This window comes from Streptomyces humidus, assembly GCF_014649655.1.
Classification (GTDB): domain Bacteria; phylum Actinomycetota; class Actinomycetes; order Streptomycetales; family Streptomycetaceae; genus Streptomyces; species Streptomyces humidus.
Genome location: NZ_BMTL01000024.1, coordinates 119,049 through 134,051, shown reverse-complemented (window position 1 = coordinate 134,051; position 15,003 = coordinate 119,049). Strand labels below are relative to the sequence as shown.

Genomic DNA, 15,003 nt, shown 5'->3' with positions numbered 1-15,003 from the left:
TCGCCGGCCTCGAACTGCTCCTCCCGGACGAGCCGACGGCCGGTCGGGAGGCCATGTGACCGCCCTCGACGACATCCGCAGCGGCCCCGCAGCAGGGTCCCTCGCCCGAGGCCCGGTGCGCGCCGGGGTGCTGGCCCTGGCCCGCGCCGAGGCCGTGCGGCTGCTGCGCCACCCGGCCGTGCTCGGCGGGTTCGCCGCCTACCTCCTGTTGTGGGGTTACGCCCAGACAGGCGGGCACGACGCCCATCGCTACCCGGTGCTGCAGGACAGCTCCCGCCTCGTCCAGATCCCGCTGCTGCTGCCGGCCGCGGGAGTGCTGCTCGCCGCGAACTCCGGCGCGCTGCGCAGCCGTCGGCACGGTGTGGAGCCGCTGTTCGCGGTCGAGGGCCTGGGCTTCCGGGCCCGCACCGCAGCTCATCTGCTGGCCGTGGCGCCCGCCGTCGTCGTGTCGGCGCTGCTGGTGTGCGCGCGGATCGGCTGCCTCGCGGTCGAGCCGGACGCGGTGGGCGCCGTGCGGTGGGCGGAGGTGGCGACGGGCCCCGCGGTGGTGCTGCTCGCCGGGATCCTCGGCGTGCTGACCGCGCGGCTGAGCTCGTCGCCCGCCGCCGCCTCCCTGGTGCTTGCGCTGCCGGCGGTGTTCACGTTCCTCGCCGCCGTGCAGAACACCGCCCGCTGGCGCTGGCTCGGCGTCGTCGCCACCGAGAACGAGTCCGCGCAGCCCCTGCCGTCGGAGCTGCTCGGCCGGCCGGCCGGCGCGCATCTGCTGTGGCTCACGGCGCTGGCCGCGGCCGGCGCCTGCGGCGCCCTGCTGTGCGGCAGGGCGGACAGCGTGCCGGAGGGGCCGTGCCGCGGCACGGGGGCACTGCGAGGGGCGTCCGTCGCTGCCGCCGCGCTCGCGCTGCTCGGCGGGACGCTGCAGACGCGGCCGGCGTCCGGCGCGGTCGAGCGCGCCCGCGCCGCCGCCACCGAGCATCCCGCCGCGCGGCAGAAGTGCGAGAGGCGGCTGAACGTGACGTACTGCGCGTTCCCCGAGTTCACCCGCCGCGCCGAGCAGTGGGACGCCGTGGTGCGGGGCGTCCTCGCCCGGGCCCCGGACGACGTCGCGCGGGCGCCGTACGCGGTCCGGCAGCGGATCTTCCGGGCCGGTGTGGAGACGGGCGGTTCCGTGCCGCTGCCGTACGCGGCGTGGGACGCCGACGACCGCAGAGCGGGCACGCCCGCGGCGGTGCCCGTCGGCACGGCCTGGAGTGCGGGCAGCGCCGGCCAGGACACCGAGAGCGACGCGGTGGCCGAGTTCTCGGTGCTGTTCGCCTACCGGGCCGTGACCGGGTCGGTGCCGGACTCGCCCCGGGTGGACACCGTCTGCGGTTCCCGGGCCGTCCTGACGCTGTGGCTCGCCGGCCAGGCGACCGCGGGATCGGGCGCCGCGCTGCGCGATCTGGAGTCCCGCACCACCAGCGGGCTGACCGTGCTGGTGCTGATGTCCGCCACCGGGGTCGACTTCGACGCGGCGGAAGTGCGGCTCTCACGGGATCTGCTCGCGCAGCCCGCCGACCGGATCGGCGCCAGGGTGAAGGCGTCCTGGGCCGAGCTGAGCGCACCGGGCACCACGACAGCCCGTGCCGCGCGGCTGCTCGGGGTGCGCGCCCCGGCCCGTGACGCCTCCGCCGAAAGCGCGTGCCGATGAGGCCCGGACGGCTGTGGCCGCTGCTCGTGCCGTACGTGCTGCGTTCCTGCCGTATGACGCCACTGCTGGCGGCGGCGGTGGCGGGGTGGCTGCTGGTGGGCGCTGCAACCGCCGTCTCGGGCGGTCTGCGGCTCTCCGACGCGGTCCTGCTGATCCGTGCGGGAGCGGTGCTGCTCGCCGTGGGCGCGGCGTTCGTGCTGGACGACTCCGCGGCCGCCACGACCGAGGTGACGCCGGTGCCGCGCTGGCTGCCGCGCGCTCTGCGCACCGGCGTCGCCGTGGTGTCGGCGGGTGCGGGCTGGCTCGGTGTGCTGGTCCTGGGCGCTCGGGCGGTCGGGCCGGAGGAACGCGGGCTGCTGCCGTGGGCCGGTCTGACGCTGGAGGCGGCGGGGCTGCTCGCCGTCGTGCTGGCCCTCGCCGCGCTGGGGCTGCGCCTCACCGCAGGCAGCGGCGGCGGGGCCCTGGCGACGCCGGGCGCCCTTCTCCTCGTCGTCCTCGCCGCGCTGGCTCCGCTGCCCGAGGGGCTGCAGCCGTTCGCGCCGCCCCTGTCGAGGGCCTGGGGCTCCTCGCGCGCGGTGTGGGCCGTACTGCTGGGAGTGGCCGCCTCGGCGGTGGTCGTCCTGATCAGGGAACCGTCGGCCGCCGCGACCGGCGCACGCGACCTCCGAACCGCAGGAGAAGGTCGATGACCGTGGGCAGGAAGGCCGTCATCGCCGGGTGCGTTCTCGCGGCCCTCGCGTCGTCGGCTGCCTGCTCTTCGCGGTGGGCGGCGATGCGAGCGGGGGCTCGAGCGGAGACGGGAGGGCGACCGGCGCCGCCTCGCCCGCCCTCGGGCGGGGCGGTGCCATGGCGACGCCGGCGTGAGGCTCGTCCGGGCGAGTGGGGCCGAGCCCTCTCCGGGACGGCTCGGCCGGCTCCCGGGTCGTGTCCCGTTCTCGGGTCGTGTCCCGGTCCCGGGTCGTGCCCCGCTCCCGGGTCACGCACGGCACTCTGGTCACGCGCGGCTCTCTGGTCACGTCTCCGAGCGGTACATCAGGTCCGTTTCGTGCGTGGTGAAGCCCAGCCGTTCGTACACCGACACCGCCGCCTTGTTGTCGGCGTCGACGTACAGCATCGCCGTGGGCAGTTCCTGTGCCGCGAGATGGCGCAGGCCGATCGTGGTGAGGGCCTTGCCGAGGCCGCCCCCCTGGGCGCCGGGGGCCACGCCGAGCACGTACACCTCGCCGAGCTGCTCCTCGGCGTGGACCTTCGTCCAGTGGAAGCCGACGAGCTGCTCGCCGCGGTGGGCGAGGAAGAAGCCGGCCGGGTCGAACCAGGGCTGGGCCATACGGTCGTCCAGGTCGCGCTGGGTGAGGGAGCCCTGTTCGGGGTGGTGGGCGAAGGAGGCCGCGTTGACGGAGAGCCACGCGGAATCGTCCCGGCCGGGTACGAAGGTACGCACGCTGACGCCCGCGGGCAGCACCGGCTCGGGCAGTTCGAGGCCGGTCAACGGGCGTCGCATCTGGCGCAGTTCGCGGAACAGGGTCAGCCCGAGGACCTGGGCGAGGTGCCGGGCGGCGGAGTGGCCGCCGTGGGCCCACACGCGGAGCCGCTTGCCGGAGGCGGCGAGCAGCGCCGAGCCGAGCGCCCGGCCGTGTCCGTGTCCGCGGTGGGAGGGGTGGACGACCAGTTCGGCGGCCGGCGCCTCGACCGGGTCGGTGTCCTCCAGCTGGGCGTATCCGACGAGTTCACCGTCGAGGGTGAGGACCAGATGACAGACGCCGTCGCGGGGGCCTCCGCGCAGCTGCAGCCGGCCTTGTTCGGAGACCGCCTGCTGGCCGTCCGTCCGGGCGGCCTCCGCGAGCAGTGCGAGGACGGCCTCGGCCTGGGCGGGGGTGAGTTCGGCGTAGGTCTCGATGGATCGGGAGCCGGGGATCCGTGCGATGTCGTCGCTGGTCATGCGTACGAGGGTAAGGGGCGGACGCGGCAAAGAGGGGGCAAGGAGGATGGCAAAGGTAAACCAGGATGTAACCACGAACCCCCTGTCGCGCTACGCGCGTTGACTCTAGGCTGCGCCCGACCGGAGCCACCGGTCCCAGCCGACAAACAGGGGGGCGCATGCCAGCCACTTCCCAGCCGCACCGGACCGACGGACGCGGCAGACGCCGTTCGTACCGTCTCGTCGCGGCCTCCGCGGTTCTCGCCACCGCCGGCGCCCTGGCCGCCGCGCTTCCGGCGGACGCCCACGAGGGCGGGCACGGCAAGCCGTTGCCGAGCCGCTACCAGGACGTGCAGCTGCTGTCCTTCAACGACCTGCACGGCAACCTCGAACCGCCGTCGGGTTCCTCGGGCCGCGTCACGGAACTCCAGCCGGACGGCACGACGAAGACGATCGACGCGGGCGGTGTGGAGTACCTTGCCACGCACCTGCGTGAGGCCCGCAAGGGCAACAAGTACTCCATCACCGCGGCCGGCGGCGACATGGTCGGCGCCTCTCCGCTGATCTCGGGCCTGTTCCACGACGAGCCCACCATCGAGGCGCTGAACAAGCTCGACCTGGACGTCACCTCGGTCGGCAACCACGAGTTCGACGAGGGCGCGAAGGAACTGGGCCGGCTGCAGAACGGCGGCTGCCATCCGACGGCCGGCTGCTACACGGACAAGAAGTTCCAGGGCGCCGACTTCCCGTACCTGGCGGCGAACGTCCTGAACGAGAAGACCGACCGGCCGATCCTGAAGCCGTACTGGGTCTGGAAGAAGAGGGACGTCCGCATCGGCTTCATCGGCGTGACGCTGGAGAACACCCCGGGCGTCGTCTCCGCCGAGGGCGTCAAGGGCCTGAAGTTCAAGGACGAGGTCGAGACGATCAACAAGTACGCCAAGGTGCTCCAGAAGCAGGGCGTGAAGTCGATCGTGGCGCTGATCCACGAGGGCGGTCTGCCGGCCTCGGGGGCGTACAACTACAACTGTGACTCCCCGGGCGCGGGCGCCGGCATCTCCGGCCCGATCGTCGACATCGCGAAGAACGTCACGCCCGCGGTGGACGCGCTGGTGACGGGCCACACGCACGCCGCGTACGCGTGCACGATCCCGGACCCGTCGGGCAAGCCGCGCACGGTCACCTCGGCCGCGTCCTTCGGCCGTCTCTACACGGACACCACGCTGACGTACGACCGCTACACCGGCGACATCGCGCGCACGGCGGTCAAGGCGGCGAACCACGTGGTCACCCGGACCGTCGCCAAGGCGCCCGACATGACCGAGCTGATCGGCAGGTGGAACACCCTGGCGGCCCCGGTCGGCAACCGGGCGATCGGCTACGTCTCCGCGGACGTCCCCAACACGGGCACCGAGTCCCCGATGGGCGACCTGATCGCGGACGCCCAGCTCTGGTACGGCAGGAAGCTCGACCCGCAGACGGACCTCGCGCTGATGAACCCGGGCGGCGTACGGGCCGGCCTCACCTACGCGGCCAAGGGCGCCGAGGGCGACGGCGTGGTCACCTACGCCGAGGGCTTCACCGTCCAGCCCTTCTCCAACACCGTGAACCTCCAGGACTTCACCGGCGCCCAGCTGATCCAGGTCCTCAAGGAGCAGGTGAGCGGGACGAACACGAGCGCGCCGAAGATCCTGCAGCCGTCCGCCAACCTGACGTACACGCTGGACCTGACGAAGAGCGGCGCCGACCGCGTCGTCACGGACTCCATCAGGCTCGACGGCGCGGCGATCGACCCGGCCGCCACCTACCGCGTCTCGACCAACAGCTTCCTCGCGGGCGGCGGCGACGGCTTCCCCACGCTGGGCCTGGGCACGAACGACCTGGTCGGCGACGACGACCTGACCGCCCTGGAGCAGTACCTGACGGCCAACTCCTCGGCTTCGGGCCCGCTGGCCCCGCCGACGGCGAACCGGATCACGATCACGCAGTGACACCCCCTGGGGGGCGACGAGGCGGCCGCGTCACCGACGCGGCCGCCTGTCGTGTCACCACCCGCCCGGCGGGCGGGTCCCGCGGGAGCCGCACGCCGGGCCGTGCGGGTCAGCGGGTCACCGGATGACCCAGCCGAACGCCTTGCCGCCCGCGGGGATGCCGCCCGCGCCCGGCCGCAGCACCGTGACGTTCTCGTCCGCGTCGGCGCTGCTCGCGTGCGAGACCACGTTGTTCCACGACACCTGGTAGACCGATCCGCCGGCCTGCGGGCCGTTCGGCATGCCGAGGGAGACATGGTCCGGGGACGCGGCGAGGTACTGGCCCATGTGCTGGTTGGCGCCCGGCGTGCCCGGCACCTTGTTGTAGCCGGCGTAGAGCACGTCGTCGTGGTCGCCGGGCGCGCCCACCAGGGAGAAGGTCTGCACGGAGCCCGCGCCGGCCACCGTGCCCTGGGACTCGCCGGGAACGCCCACCGCGAGCTGCAGGTCGGCCCAGCCCGGTGCGGCCTTGCCGGGGGCGAGGTTGACGGCGGCGAGGCTCTCGCCGAAGCGGTCGCCGGTCTCGACGCCGCCGGCCACGTTCGCCTGGTCCTGGTTGATCACCGTCTGCTGCTTCCAGTCGCTCTTGGCGGGGAAGTCGAGGACGAAGACGGTGCCGGCGTTCGCCACGTTCGTGGTGGTGCCGGACGGGACGATCGACTCGCCCGGGGCGCCCACGGCGATGATCGAGTCGTCGCTCGTGCCCTTGGGGACGATGGCGACGGAGTTGCCCATCTGGTCGCCCTTCTCCGCACCGCCGGAGATCTTGTCGAGGTCCTGGTCGATGCCCGCGCGCACGATCGGCTTGCCGTTCAGGCCCAGGTTGTGGGTCAGCACGGCGAGGCCGCCCGCGTCTTCCTTGTCGCCGATGTCCTCGCCCGGTATGCCGACCACGATGTTGGTCATGTCGGCCGCGACGGCGGTGCCCACCCGGTCGCCGGCCTCGGGGGAGCCCGGCAGCCCGCCGTCCTGGGAGAGGTACACGTTGGTGCCGCCGTGCACGTACACCACGGAGCCCGCGTCGGCGACGGAGCCGACGTCCTCGCCCGGGTCGCCGATCACGATGTAGGGCTCGTCGTCGCGGGTGATGCCGGCGGCCAGGGAGTAGCCGAGCGTGTCGCCCTTCTCCGCGGACGCCCCCTTCAGACCGCCGTTGCCCTCGCCCTGGGCGTAGTTGTCGGAGGCGCGCCCCTTGCCCAGGCCGTCGGGGGAGCCGTAGATCACGGAGACCATGCCGACGTCGGCGACGGTGCCCCCGTCCTCGTACGGGGTGGAGACGGCGAGGTCGGTGTAGCCGTCCTTGTCGTAGTCGACGGTGGCCAGGGCGTAGCCGAAGCGGTCGCCGGCCTCCGCGCCGCCGGGCACGACGGCCTGGTCCTGGTCCAGTTCGGCGGCGCCCTTGCCGCCGCCGTAGACGACGTGGACCGCCCCGGCCTCGGCGTCGCCGCCGATGACGGCCTTGGGGTCGCCGACGGCCGTGTCCTCGACGCCGTCGCCGTTGAAGTCGGCGAACGGGGCCGACTCGGTGGTGGACCTGATCCAGGCGGCGATGTCGTCGGTCCGGCTGACGACACCGCTGGTGGAGGTCTGCGCCGCGTCGGTGCCGAAGCAGCCGCCCTGGTCGGAGCGGGACGCGACGCCGAGCAGGCCGGCGGAGGAGACCACGGGCGCGCCCGAGTCGCCGGCGCAGATCGCCGCGCCGGAGGCGCCGTGGACGGTGAGGTCGGTGGCGCCGACCTGGTCGACCTGGAAGCTGTCGCCGTGGAGCTTGAGCGGGGCCCACTCGTCCTTGGTGCGTCCGTAGCCGCTGACCGACACGGCGGAGTCCTTGGCCGGCGCGGCGGTGGCGATGCCCGGCAGGGCGATGCCGGCGACGGGCGCGGACAGCCGGGCCAGGACCAGGTCGCGGTCGTCGCGCGGGACGAGCTGCACCACTTCGCGGACGACGCCCGCGGCGGTGGTCAGGTCGGTGCGTCCGACGGTCGCCGTGGTCTTCAGCTTCGGCGCCCCGGCGGGAATCCTGACCGATTCGGCCGGCTTGTCCGCGAAGCAGGACGCGGCGGTGGCGAGCCACTGGGGGGCGATCAGGACCGCGGAGCACGCCTTGGCGCCGTCGCCGATGTCGAGGCGGGCGGTGTAGGCGTGGCTGGTGTCGGTCTCGGGCTTGCCGGAGACGGCATGCGCGGAGAGGAGCGGAGCGCCGATGACGGCGGCGGTCACGAGGGCTGCGAGCGCGGTGGATCGCTTGCCGGTTGTGGTCATGATGGTGGTCGTCTTCCCCGTCTCGGTGTTACTTGCTGGTACGTATCTCGACCAGGACGAAGTCCCGTCCGTCCGGATCGGCGGCCTCGCCGGCCGCCTTCCACTCGCCCTTGCCGACGTCGAGGTTCTGCGTGGCTCCGTCGGTGGTGAGCTGAACGGCGGCCTCGTGGTCGGCTTCGCCCTTGACGCCGTAGACGGAGGGGATCTCCAGGCTGAGGTAGCCGGAGAGGCCGGTGGCGCGGAAGCAGATCTTCTCGCTCTTGCGCGAGTACACCTCCATCAGGCCGGTGCCCGAGGCGCAGTCGGCGAGCGTGATGTGGCCGTCGCCGCGCTTGAGCGTGATGCCCCGCTGCGCCTTGATGGCGTCGGCGCCCGGGTAGGCGAAGTCCTCGACCGCGTATCCGGGTGCGCCGTCGACGACCGGGGCCGCGTGGCCGGCGGAGGCGGGGCCGGCAGCCGGGTGGTGGGAGGCGCCGGAAGCCGACGCGAAGACGACCGCGCCGGCGCAGGCCGCGGCGACCGCACCGGTGGCGATGATCCGCCGTGCGTGTTTCATGGTTGTCCCCCTGATGAGAGTTACCTTGCGTGCTCTTTGCGTTCCCTTCGGGGAACGGTGGAGCGATTCCGTGTACCGCCTGAGGGCGCGCGGGACGCCCGAGAGCTGACCGCGGGTCAGGCGGCCCTGGAAGCCGGTGCATTCAAACAGCCGTGCGGGGGGAGCGCCACTGATTTGATCGCGGAATTCCATGCCAAGACGGACATATCGCGGTGTGGTCTTTGTCATTCCTTCTCGTTGTAACTGATGCCTGGTCAACTTGTGTGGCAATCACATAAGTTCGCCCCTGCAACAGCCAGGTACGGCAGCAGCCAGGTGCGGCAGCAGCCGCCGTGTGAGCCCGGGCCGACCGGCCCGCGCCGCGCCGGCAGGCTTCGCACAGCTTCAGCCGACGACACCCGGCGGCCCGCCCCTGACCCGGGCGCAGGCCCGGGTGCATATCCATGGGGGATTCTTGGAAACCACGTACTGGAGCAGGCGCCGGCTTCTCACCGTCGCCGGAGCCGCCACCGCGGCCACCGCGGTCTCTCTCGCGGCGCCCTCCCGGGCGCTGGCCGCCGCCGCGGGCTCAACGGGCTCCGCGGACCTGCCGAGGCTCTCGCACCTCCCGGACACGGACCGCGCGAGGGTCGTCACCGCGTGGAAGATCGGCGGACGGTCCGTCAAGAGCGCCGCGGCCGCGGCGCTGACCGGCTCCGCCGCCGACGTCGACCGCTTCCTGACCACGGATCTGCCGGGCGCCACCGCCGAGGACAACCGTTTCGCCCTCCTCAAGGCGCTGCCCGCCTCCGGCAAGGGCATCGCCCGCGACGCCGCCGCCGCGCTCACCGCGGGCGACGACTCCGTCGCCGCCTTCCTGTCCGGCGGCTTCAGAACGGCCGAGCTGGAGGACCTGCGCGTCACCACGCTGACCATTCTGAACAGCGGCGGCACCGGCGTGCAGCGCGAGGCGCAGAAGGCCCTCGACACCGGCACCGGCGACGCCCTGACCGACTTCCTGCTGAACACCCAGATCACCGCCCGCCGCGAGGACGAGCAGGCCGAGGTCTTCAAGATCCTGGCCACCGCCTCCCCGGAGGTGAAGAAGTACGCCGAGCGCGCTCTGAACGACGGCAGCCCGTCCGCGATCCACTGGTTCCTGAACACCGGTCAGTACATCGCGCGCGCCCGGGACCAGGAGGCCGCCACCATCGAGCAGCTGGTGGCGATCGTGGAACGCGAGGGCAGGCGGGCCCAGCTCACCTCGGACCGGGCCGTCGCCGCCTCCGCCAAGGCGAAGGAGGCCGCCGCCCAGGCCAGGAAGGCCGCCGAGGAGGCCGCAGCGGAAGCCGACGCGGCCCGCGACGACGTCCTCAAGTCCGGCAAGGCGGCCCGCAAGGCCGCGTCCGCCGCGCAGGGCGCCGCCGCCGCGTCCCGCACCGCGGTCCAGGCGTCCGCGGCCGCGCACTCCGCGGCCCGCCGGGCCTCGTACGCGGCCACCGCGGCGGCCCAGGCGGCGGCGACGGCCGGACGGGCCGCGTCCGCCGCCTACTCCGCCGCCGTCGCCGCGGCGAACGACGCCACCAAGGCCAAGGCCGCCCGGCTGGCCGCCGACGGGGCGAACAAGGCGGCGAGCCAGGCCCGCACGGCAGCCAAGGCGGCCGACGCGGCGGCGACCGCCTCCAACCAGGCCGCGGCCGCCGGTTCCGCCGCCGCCGGCGCGGCCCGCAACTCCGCCGCCGCGGCCCAGGCCGCCGCCACCGCCGCCGCCGCTTCGGGCGCCGCTCAGAGCGAGGCCGCCGCCGCCAAGGCGGCCGCCGCCGAGGCCAACGCGCAGGCGGCCCGCGCCACCGCCGCCGCGAACACCGCGCAGTCGCTGGCCGGCATCGCCGCGCAGGCGGCCGCCGCCGCCCGCGACGCGGCCAACTCCGCCGCCACGCACGCCGAGAACGCGGCGAAGGCCGCCAAGGCCGCGGCGGACGGAGCCGTCAAGGCGGCCGAGTACGCCGCCACGGCCACCAAGTGGGCCGCCGAGTCGGTCAAGGCGGCCGAGGCCGCGGTGAAGGCCGTCCAGGACGCCGAGGCCGTCGAGAAGGCCGCCCGCGACTCCGAGGCGCAGAAACTGGCCCAGGACCTCGAACAGTCCCTCGCCGAGGCCCGGGAGATGGCCCGCGCGGAGGCGGAGGACCGGGAGAAGGCCCGCACGGCCGCCACCCAGTCCGACGCCCTCGACACCGCGACCAAGGACCTCATCGCCAAGGCCGAGAAGGCGGATGCGGCCGGGGACACGGCGCAGGCCCTCTCCGCCGGCCGTCTGGCCGCGTTGAACCTGATCTCCACCACGATCGGCACCTGGAGCCGGGACGCGGCCGAGCACGCCCTCGCCGGAGCCGACGAGGACGTCCTCGCGTGGGTCGCCGCCGACCGGCAGATCGCGCAGAACCAGGACGACCGCGAAACGCTCCTGGCCGTGGTGAAGGTGTCCACCGAGAACGTCGCCGACGCCGCCGCGACGGCGCTGGACGCCGCGGACACGTCCGCCGTGGGCGCGTTCCTGACCACGGGGATCATGGCGGCCGCCGCCGAGGACAACCGCGTCCGCGTGCTGAGGATCCTCGACGGCAAGCCCGGCAAGGCGGTCTCGGCGGCGGCGCGGGCCGCGCTGGACGACGGCTCGCCCCAGGCCCTGCACGGGTTCTTCAGCACGTACGCCGAGAACATCAGGCAGGACGACGAGGTCGCCGTCTTCGCCATCCTGAACACGGCCGGCCCCTACACCAAGGCGGCCGCCCAGGTGGCCCTCGAAGGCCCGACGTGGATGCGCCGCGACTTCGTCAACTCGGTCTGCCACCGCACGGCGCAGCTCGACTACGACGCCGCCACGCACGTCGCGGCCGTCCGGGCCTCCATCGCGCGCGCCGCGAAGATCGCCCAGGACGCGCAGAAGGACGCCTGCCAGGCGTCCAAGGCCGCGGCCGACGCGCGCAAGGCGTCCGCGGAGGCGGCGAAGTGGGCGGACAAGGCCAACGCGTCCGCCGACAAGGCCCGCGAGTACGCCACCCAGGCCGACGCGAACGCCGACGCCGCCGAGCAGTCCGCGAAGGACGCGCAGGCCTCCGCGGACAAGGCGAAGACCGCGGCCGCGTCCGCCCGCACCGCGGCCCGGCAGGCGAACTACTCGGCGAACCAGGCCGTGGCCTCCGCCGCCGCGGCCGCCGCGTCCGCCAGCCGGGCGCAGGCGTCGGCGAACGCGGCCCGCGCCTCCGCCGACGCGGCGGGCAAGGACGCCGCGGCCGCCGCCAAGGCCGCCAGCGAGGCCCGCGCCACGGCGGTCGCCAAGCGCAAGCAGGAGCTCGCCGAGGCCGCGCGCAAGGCGGCGGAGGTGGCGAGGCAGAACAAGCAGAACGGCGTCGACCCCTCCGCCGGCAGCGACAGCGACAAGGTCGACAGCCCCGACGGCTGGGGCAGCAAGAAGGACTGGCAGGAGTTCGCGCAGCTGCTGAACGGGGTCAGTGCCGTCTCCGGGACCGCGGCGGCGCTCTGCCTGCTCCTTCCGCCGCCCTTCGACGCGGCCGCCGGCGTGTTCGGCACCATCTCCTGGGTCACCGGCATCGGCTCGGCCGTCATCACCGGCTTCACCGACGGCTGGACGTCCGACGCGTTCTACGGCTCCGTCGCGGGCCTGGCGGTAGGCGCCCTCACCGGCGGCTTCGTCCTCGGCAAGATCAAGGTGCCGGGCATGTCCCACATGATCGAGTGGGGTGCGGAGGGCCTGAAGAGCGCCACCGTGACGGCCACGCGGATCGGTCATGAGATGGTGGGCCCCGCCGTCACCTACGCGACCACGGCCTGGGACGCGGCCGGTGACTCCGTGTCCGGCATCGGAGACGCCATATCCGACGGCTGGGACTCACTCTTCTAGGACGCCCATGTTTCTGTCGCTGTCCACCAGCGTCTGGATCCTCATCGCGGCGGGCGCGACCGTCGTCAACCTCGTCGCGATGCAGTGGATCATCCAGATACCGAAGTACAAGAAAAAACAGGTGTGGATGCCGGTCATCGGCATCGCGACCCTGGGCCTGCGGGCTCTGGTGCAGCACAACGCACTGCCCGCGACCCTGTATCTCTACGCCGCGGTCATGGTCATGATGCCCCTCATGCTGGGCCCGGTCCGCTCCACGATCACCCGGGACCACTACCGGTGGGTCGAGGACCCGACGACGAAGGCCAGCAAGGGCGCGATGGCCTGGATCATCGGCTCGGCGATGGTCATGGTGACCGCGGTCGGCGTCGGCTACGCGGCGGGCGTGTAGCCGACGCCGATCACGTCAGGACGCGCTGGGGGTCCAGTCCCCCAGCCAGTCCGCGACCTCCTGGCCGGCGGCCTGCGCGTCGGTGAGCTGAGGGCGGTCGGTGCTCGCGGCGCCGGCCCCCGCGCCCCTGTTCCGGTACTCGGCGAACCGGTCGTCCTTCCAGGAGAAGCCGCTCATGTCGGTCCAGGGCGCGGTCCTGATCGCGGCGCTCAGGGTGGTGTCGCGGACCGTGGCCTGCGGGTCGAGGCTCGCGTCGCCGCCGGCGTGCCAGGGGCGGCCGAGGTAGAAGCTGCGGTCGGACACGTCGCCGTTCACCGTGGAGTTGGCGATCAGGATGCCCTTGCGGCCGGCGGCGGTGCTGGGGGCGGTGACATACCCGGCCGAGGTGCCGTTCCAGCGCTTCTTCAGCGTGATGACCGACCTGTCGATCACCGCGGTGGCGCGGCCGAAGATGAAGTCGACGTTGCCGATGACTTGGGAGTCGGCCATGTAGACGCGGCCCAGCCTGTCCTTGGACGCGGTGTCCACCAGCAGGGTGTCCTGGTCGCCGCTGACGATGACGCCGTCCAGGAACACCTTGTCGGAGGCGGTCCGCAGGGCGACCGCCTGGCCGGCGATGTCCTGGTGGGCCCCCTCGTCGAAGTCGTTGGAGATGGTCAGGTTGCGGGCCTGGAAGTCGTCCGCCTCGACGGCGACGGTGGCGCTGCCGCCGGTGCCGTACGTGCCGCCGCCGGGCTTGGGGGTGCCCGACGCGTTGTTGTAGACGATCGTGGTGTCCTTGCGGCTGCCGCCGGTGCCCCGGATGGTGACGTGCGGCTTGTTGGACGGCACCTTGACCAGCTCGCGGTACGTGCCGGGCTTGACGGCGATCACGACGCGCGAGGGGTTGTTCGCCGGGACGGCGTTCACGGCGGCCTGCACGGTCGTGTACTGCCCGCTGCCGTCCTTGGCGACGGTGAGCGTGGTCGCGGCGGCGGCCCGCGCCGTGGTCGTCGTCCTCGCGGCTGCCGTCGAGGTCGTGCCGATCGAACCGCGCGGTCCCGCACCCGACTTGAGCAGCGCGGGCACGTCAGCCGCCTTGTCGAGGGCGTACGCGTAGTACGTCCTCGGGTCCCAGGCCGCGCCCGTGCCGCCGCTCTCGTTCCTGCCGCTCGTGCCGGAGAAGACGTTGCCGCGCTGGACGAGGGTCGCGGTGGCGTCCCGGATCACGGGGTTGGTCATGCCCTGGAAGCAGGAGTTCTCCAGGACCATGTTGGTCCTGCCGCGCGCGTAGTCGCCGTAGGACGATTTGATGGACGTCCCCGCCACGTCCTCCAGGAAGTTGTTGTACAGGTGCGCGTGGGCGACGTTGTCCGTGGAGGGGTTGCGCTGCTCGGTCTCGCGGATCCAGTTGTGGTGGATCGTGAGGTCGGCGGTGACGTTGTCGGTCCAGCCGATGCCGAACGCCTTGTTGTCCTGGCTGAGCTTGTTCCAGGAGACGGTCAGGTACGTGGTGTCCTTGCGGCTGTCGATGAGCCCGTCGGCCATGTTCCGGATGTCGTTGTGGTCGATCCAGACGTGGTGCGCGCCGTCCATCTGGATGCCGTCGAAGTCGTGTTCCTTGTCGTTCCAGACCCCTTGGTACGCGTCCCGGATCGTCAGGTTGCGGATGATCACGTTGTGGACGCCCTGGCCGAGGAAGAAGCCGCCGCCGACGATCTGCCCGGCGGTCCCGGAGCCGACGATCGTCTTGTCCGACCGGACCTTGATCTCCTTGCCGACCGGGTCCATGGTGATCGTCGAGGCGACCACGATGACGTACGGCTCGGCGGCCGTCGCGTACTTCTCCAGGTCGGCGAGGGTTCGCACGGTGACGGTCCTGCCGTCCCGGCCGCCGTAGGTGCCGTTCTGCCCGAGCGCGTCGACGGACGCGAAACCGTCGGCGGAGGCGGTGGCCCAGGCGGGCGAGGTCGCGGCGGCGGCCTGCGCCTGTCCCGCCGCGGCGGCGAGGCCGAAGTCGGCGCCGTGGGCGAGGGAGCCTTGGGCGAGGGCGCAGGCGGCGATCAGGGCGAGGGGGACGCCGGCCCGCAGCGCCCTCCCTCCTCCACGGTGGGGGGACCCGGCCGTCTGCCTGACCGGCCTGACCGTCCCGGCCGTTCGCTCCGACTCGGGCGATGTGCGGAGATGCTCGCTCATATGGCGAACCCTTCCGTGCGGTGGGGGGCTTGACTGCGGGTGGGTCGCCGCCCGGCGCGGGAAGGTTGCCGACTCCGAGGAGT

9 protein-coding genes are annotated in these 15,003 nt (G+C 73.2%); 5 read left to right on the top strand and 4 right to left on the bottom strand.

The window, feature by feature from the left end:
• Nucleotides 1-55 precede the first annotated feature (55 nt).
• Both IE239_RS26735 and IE239_RS26730 read left to right on the top strand, forming a co-directional pair.
• Nucleotides 56-1,687: a hypothetical protein gene (locus IE239_RS26735; RefSeq protein WP_190151947.1), complete on the top strand. Its 1,632-nt coding sequence runs from the start codon at nucleotides 56-58 to the stop codon at nucleotides 1,685-1,687.
• Nucleotides 1,684-2,376, top strand: a complete 693-nt coding sequence (locus tag IE239_RS26730; protein WP_190151946.1) for a hypothetical protein — start codon at nucleotides 1,684-1,686, stop codon at nucleotides 2,374-2,376. The genes IE239_RS26735 and IE239_RS26730 overlap by 4 nt, the downstream gene beginning before the upstream one ends.
• Nucleotides 2,377-2,699: 323 nt before the next feature.
• On the opposite strand, the gene mshD is transcribed toward IE239_RS26730, so the two are convergent.
• The gene (mshD, locus tag IE239_RS26725) at nucleotides 2,700-3,626 is read right to left on the bottom strand and encodes a mycothiol synthase (RefSeq protein ID WP_190151945.1); all 927 of its coding nucleotides are present in this window, start codon (nucleotides 3,624-3,626) and stop codon (nucleotides 2,700-2,702) included.
• Nucleotides 3,627-3,784: 158 nt separating this feature from the next.
• On the opposite strand from mshD, the gene IE239_RS26720 reads away from it, so the two are divergent.
• The gene (locus IE239_RS26720) at nucleotides 3,785-5,596 is read left to right on the top strand and encodes a bifunctional metallophosphatase/5'-nucleotidase (protein ID WP_190151944.1); all 1,812 of its coding nucleotides are present in this window, start codon (nucleotides 3,785-3,787) and stop codon (nucleotides 5,594-5,596) included.
• A gap of 117 nt (nucleotides 5,597-5,713) precedes the next feature.
• On the opposite strand, the gene IE239_RS26715 is transcribed toward IE239_RS26720, so the two are convergent.
• Nucleotides 5,714-7,897, bottom strand: coding sequence for a trypsin-like serine protease (locus IE239_RS26715; protein WP_190151943.1), 2,184 nt, complete (start codon nucleotides 7,895-7,897; stop codon nucleotides 5,714-5,716).
• Nucleotides 7,898-7,925: 28 nt separating this feature from the next.
• Entirely contained in the window at nucleotides 7,926-8,453 is a 528-nt protein-coding gene (locus tag IE239_RS26710) for a hypothetical protein (protein ID WP_190151942.1), read from the bottom strand.
• A 454-nt stretch (nucleotides 8,454-8,907) separates the two neighbouring features.
• Between IE239_RS26710 and IE239_RS43015 the strand changes: the two genes are divergently transcribed.
• Nucleotides 8,908-12,354: an ALF repeat-containing protein gene (locus tag IE239_RS43015; protein ID WP_190151941.1), complete on the top strand. Its 3,447-nt coding sequence runs from the start codon at nucleotides 8,908-8,910 to the stop codon at nucleotides 12,352-12,354.
• A gap of 7 nt (nucleotides 12,355-12,361) precedes the next feature.
• Nucleotides 12,362-12,745, top strand: coding sequence for a hypothetical protein (locus IE239_RS26700; protein ID WP_190151940.1), 384 nt, complete (start codon nucleotides 12,362-12,364; stop codon nucleotides 12,743-12,745).
• A gap of 15 nt (nucleotides 12,746-12,760) precedes the next feature.
• On the opposite strand, the gene IE239_RS26695 is transcribed toward IE239_RS26700, so the two are convergent.
• Nucleotides 12,761-14,920, bottom strand: a complete 2,160-nt coding sequence (locus IE239_RS26695; protein ID WP_190151939.1) for a pectinesterase family protein — start codon at nucleotides 14,918-14,920, stop codon at nucleotides 12,761-12,763.
• Between the last annotated feature and the right edge of the window lie 83 nt (nucleotides 14,921-15,003).

Coding starts and splice junctions, on each gene's coding strand:
- IE239_RS26730 (WP_190151946.1), top strand. CDS start 1,684: ATGAGGCCCGGACGGCTGTGGCCGCTGCTCGTGCCGTACGTGCTGCGT.
- mshD (WP_190151945.1), bottom strand. CDS start 3,626: ATGACCAGCGACGACATCGCACGGATCCCCGGCTCCCGATCCATCGAG.
- IE239_RS26720 (WP_190151944.1), top strand. CDS start 3,785: ATGCCAGCCACTTCCCAGCCGCACCGGACCGACGGACGCGGCAGACGC.
- IE239_RS26715 (WP_190151943.1), bottom strand. CDS start 7,897: ATGACCACAACCGGCAAGCGATCCACCGCGCTCGCAGCCCTCGTGACC.
- IE239_RS26710 (WP_190151942.1), bottom strand. CDS start 8,453: ATGAAACACGCACGGCGGATCATCGCCACCGGTGCGGTCGCCGCGGCC.
- IE239_RS26700 (WP_190151940.1), top strand. CDS start 12,362: ATGTTTCTGTCGCTGTCCACCAGCGTCTGGATCCTCATCGCGGCGGGC.
- IE239_RS26695 (WP_190151939.1), bottom strand. CDS start 14,920: ATGAGCGAGCATCTCCGCACATCGCCCGAGTCGGAGCGAACGGCCGGG.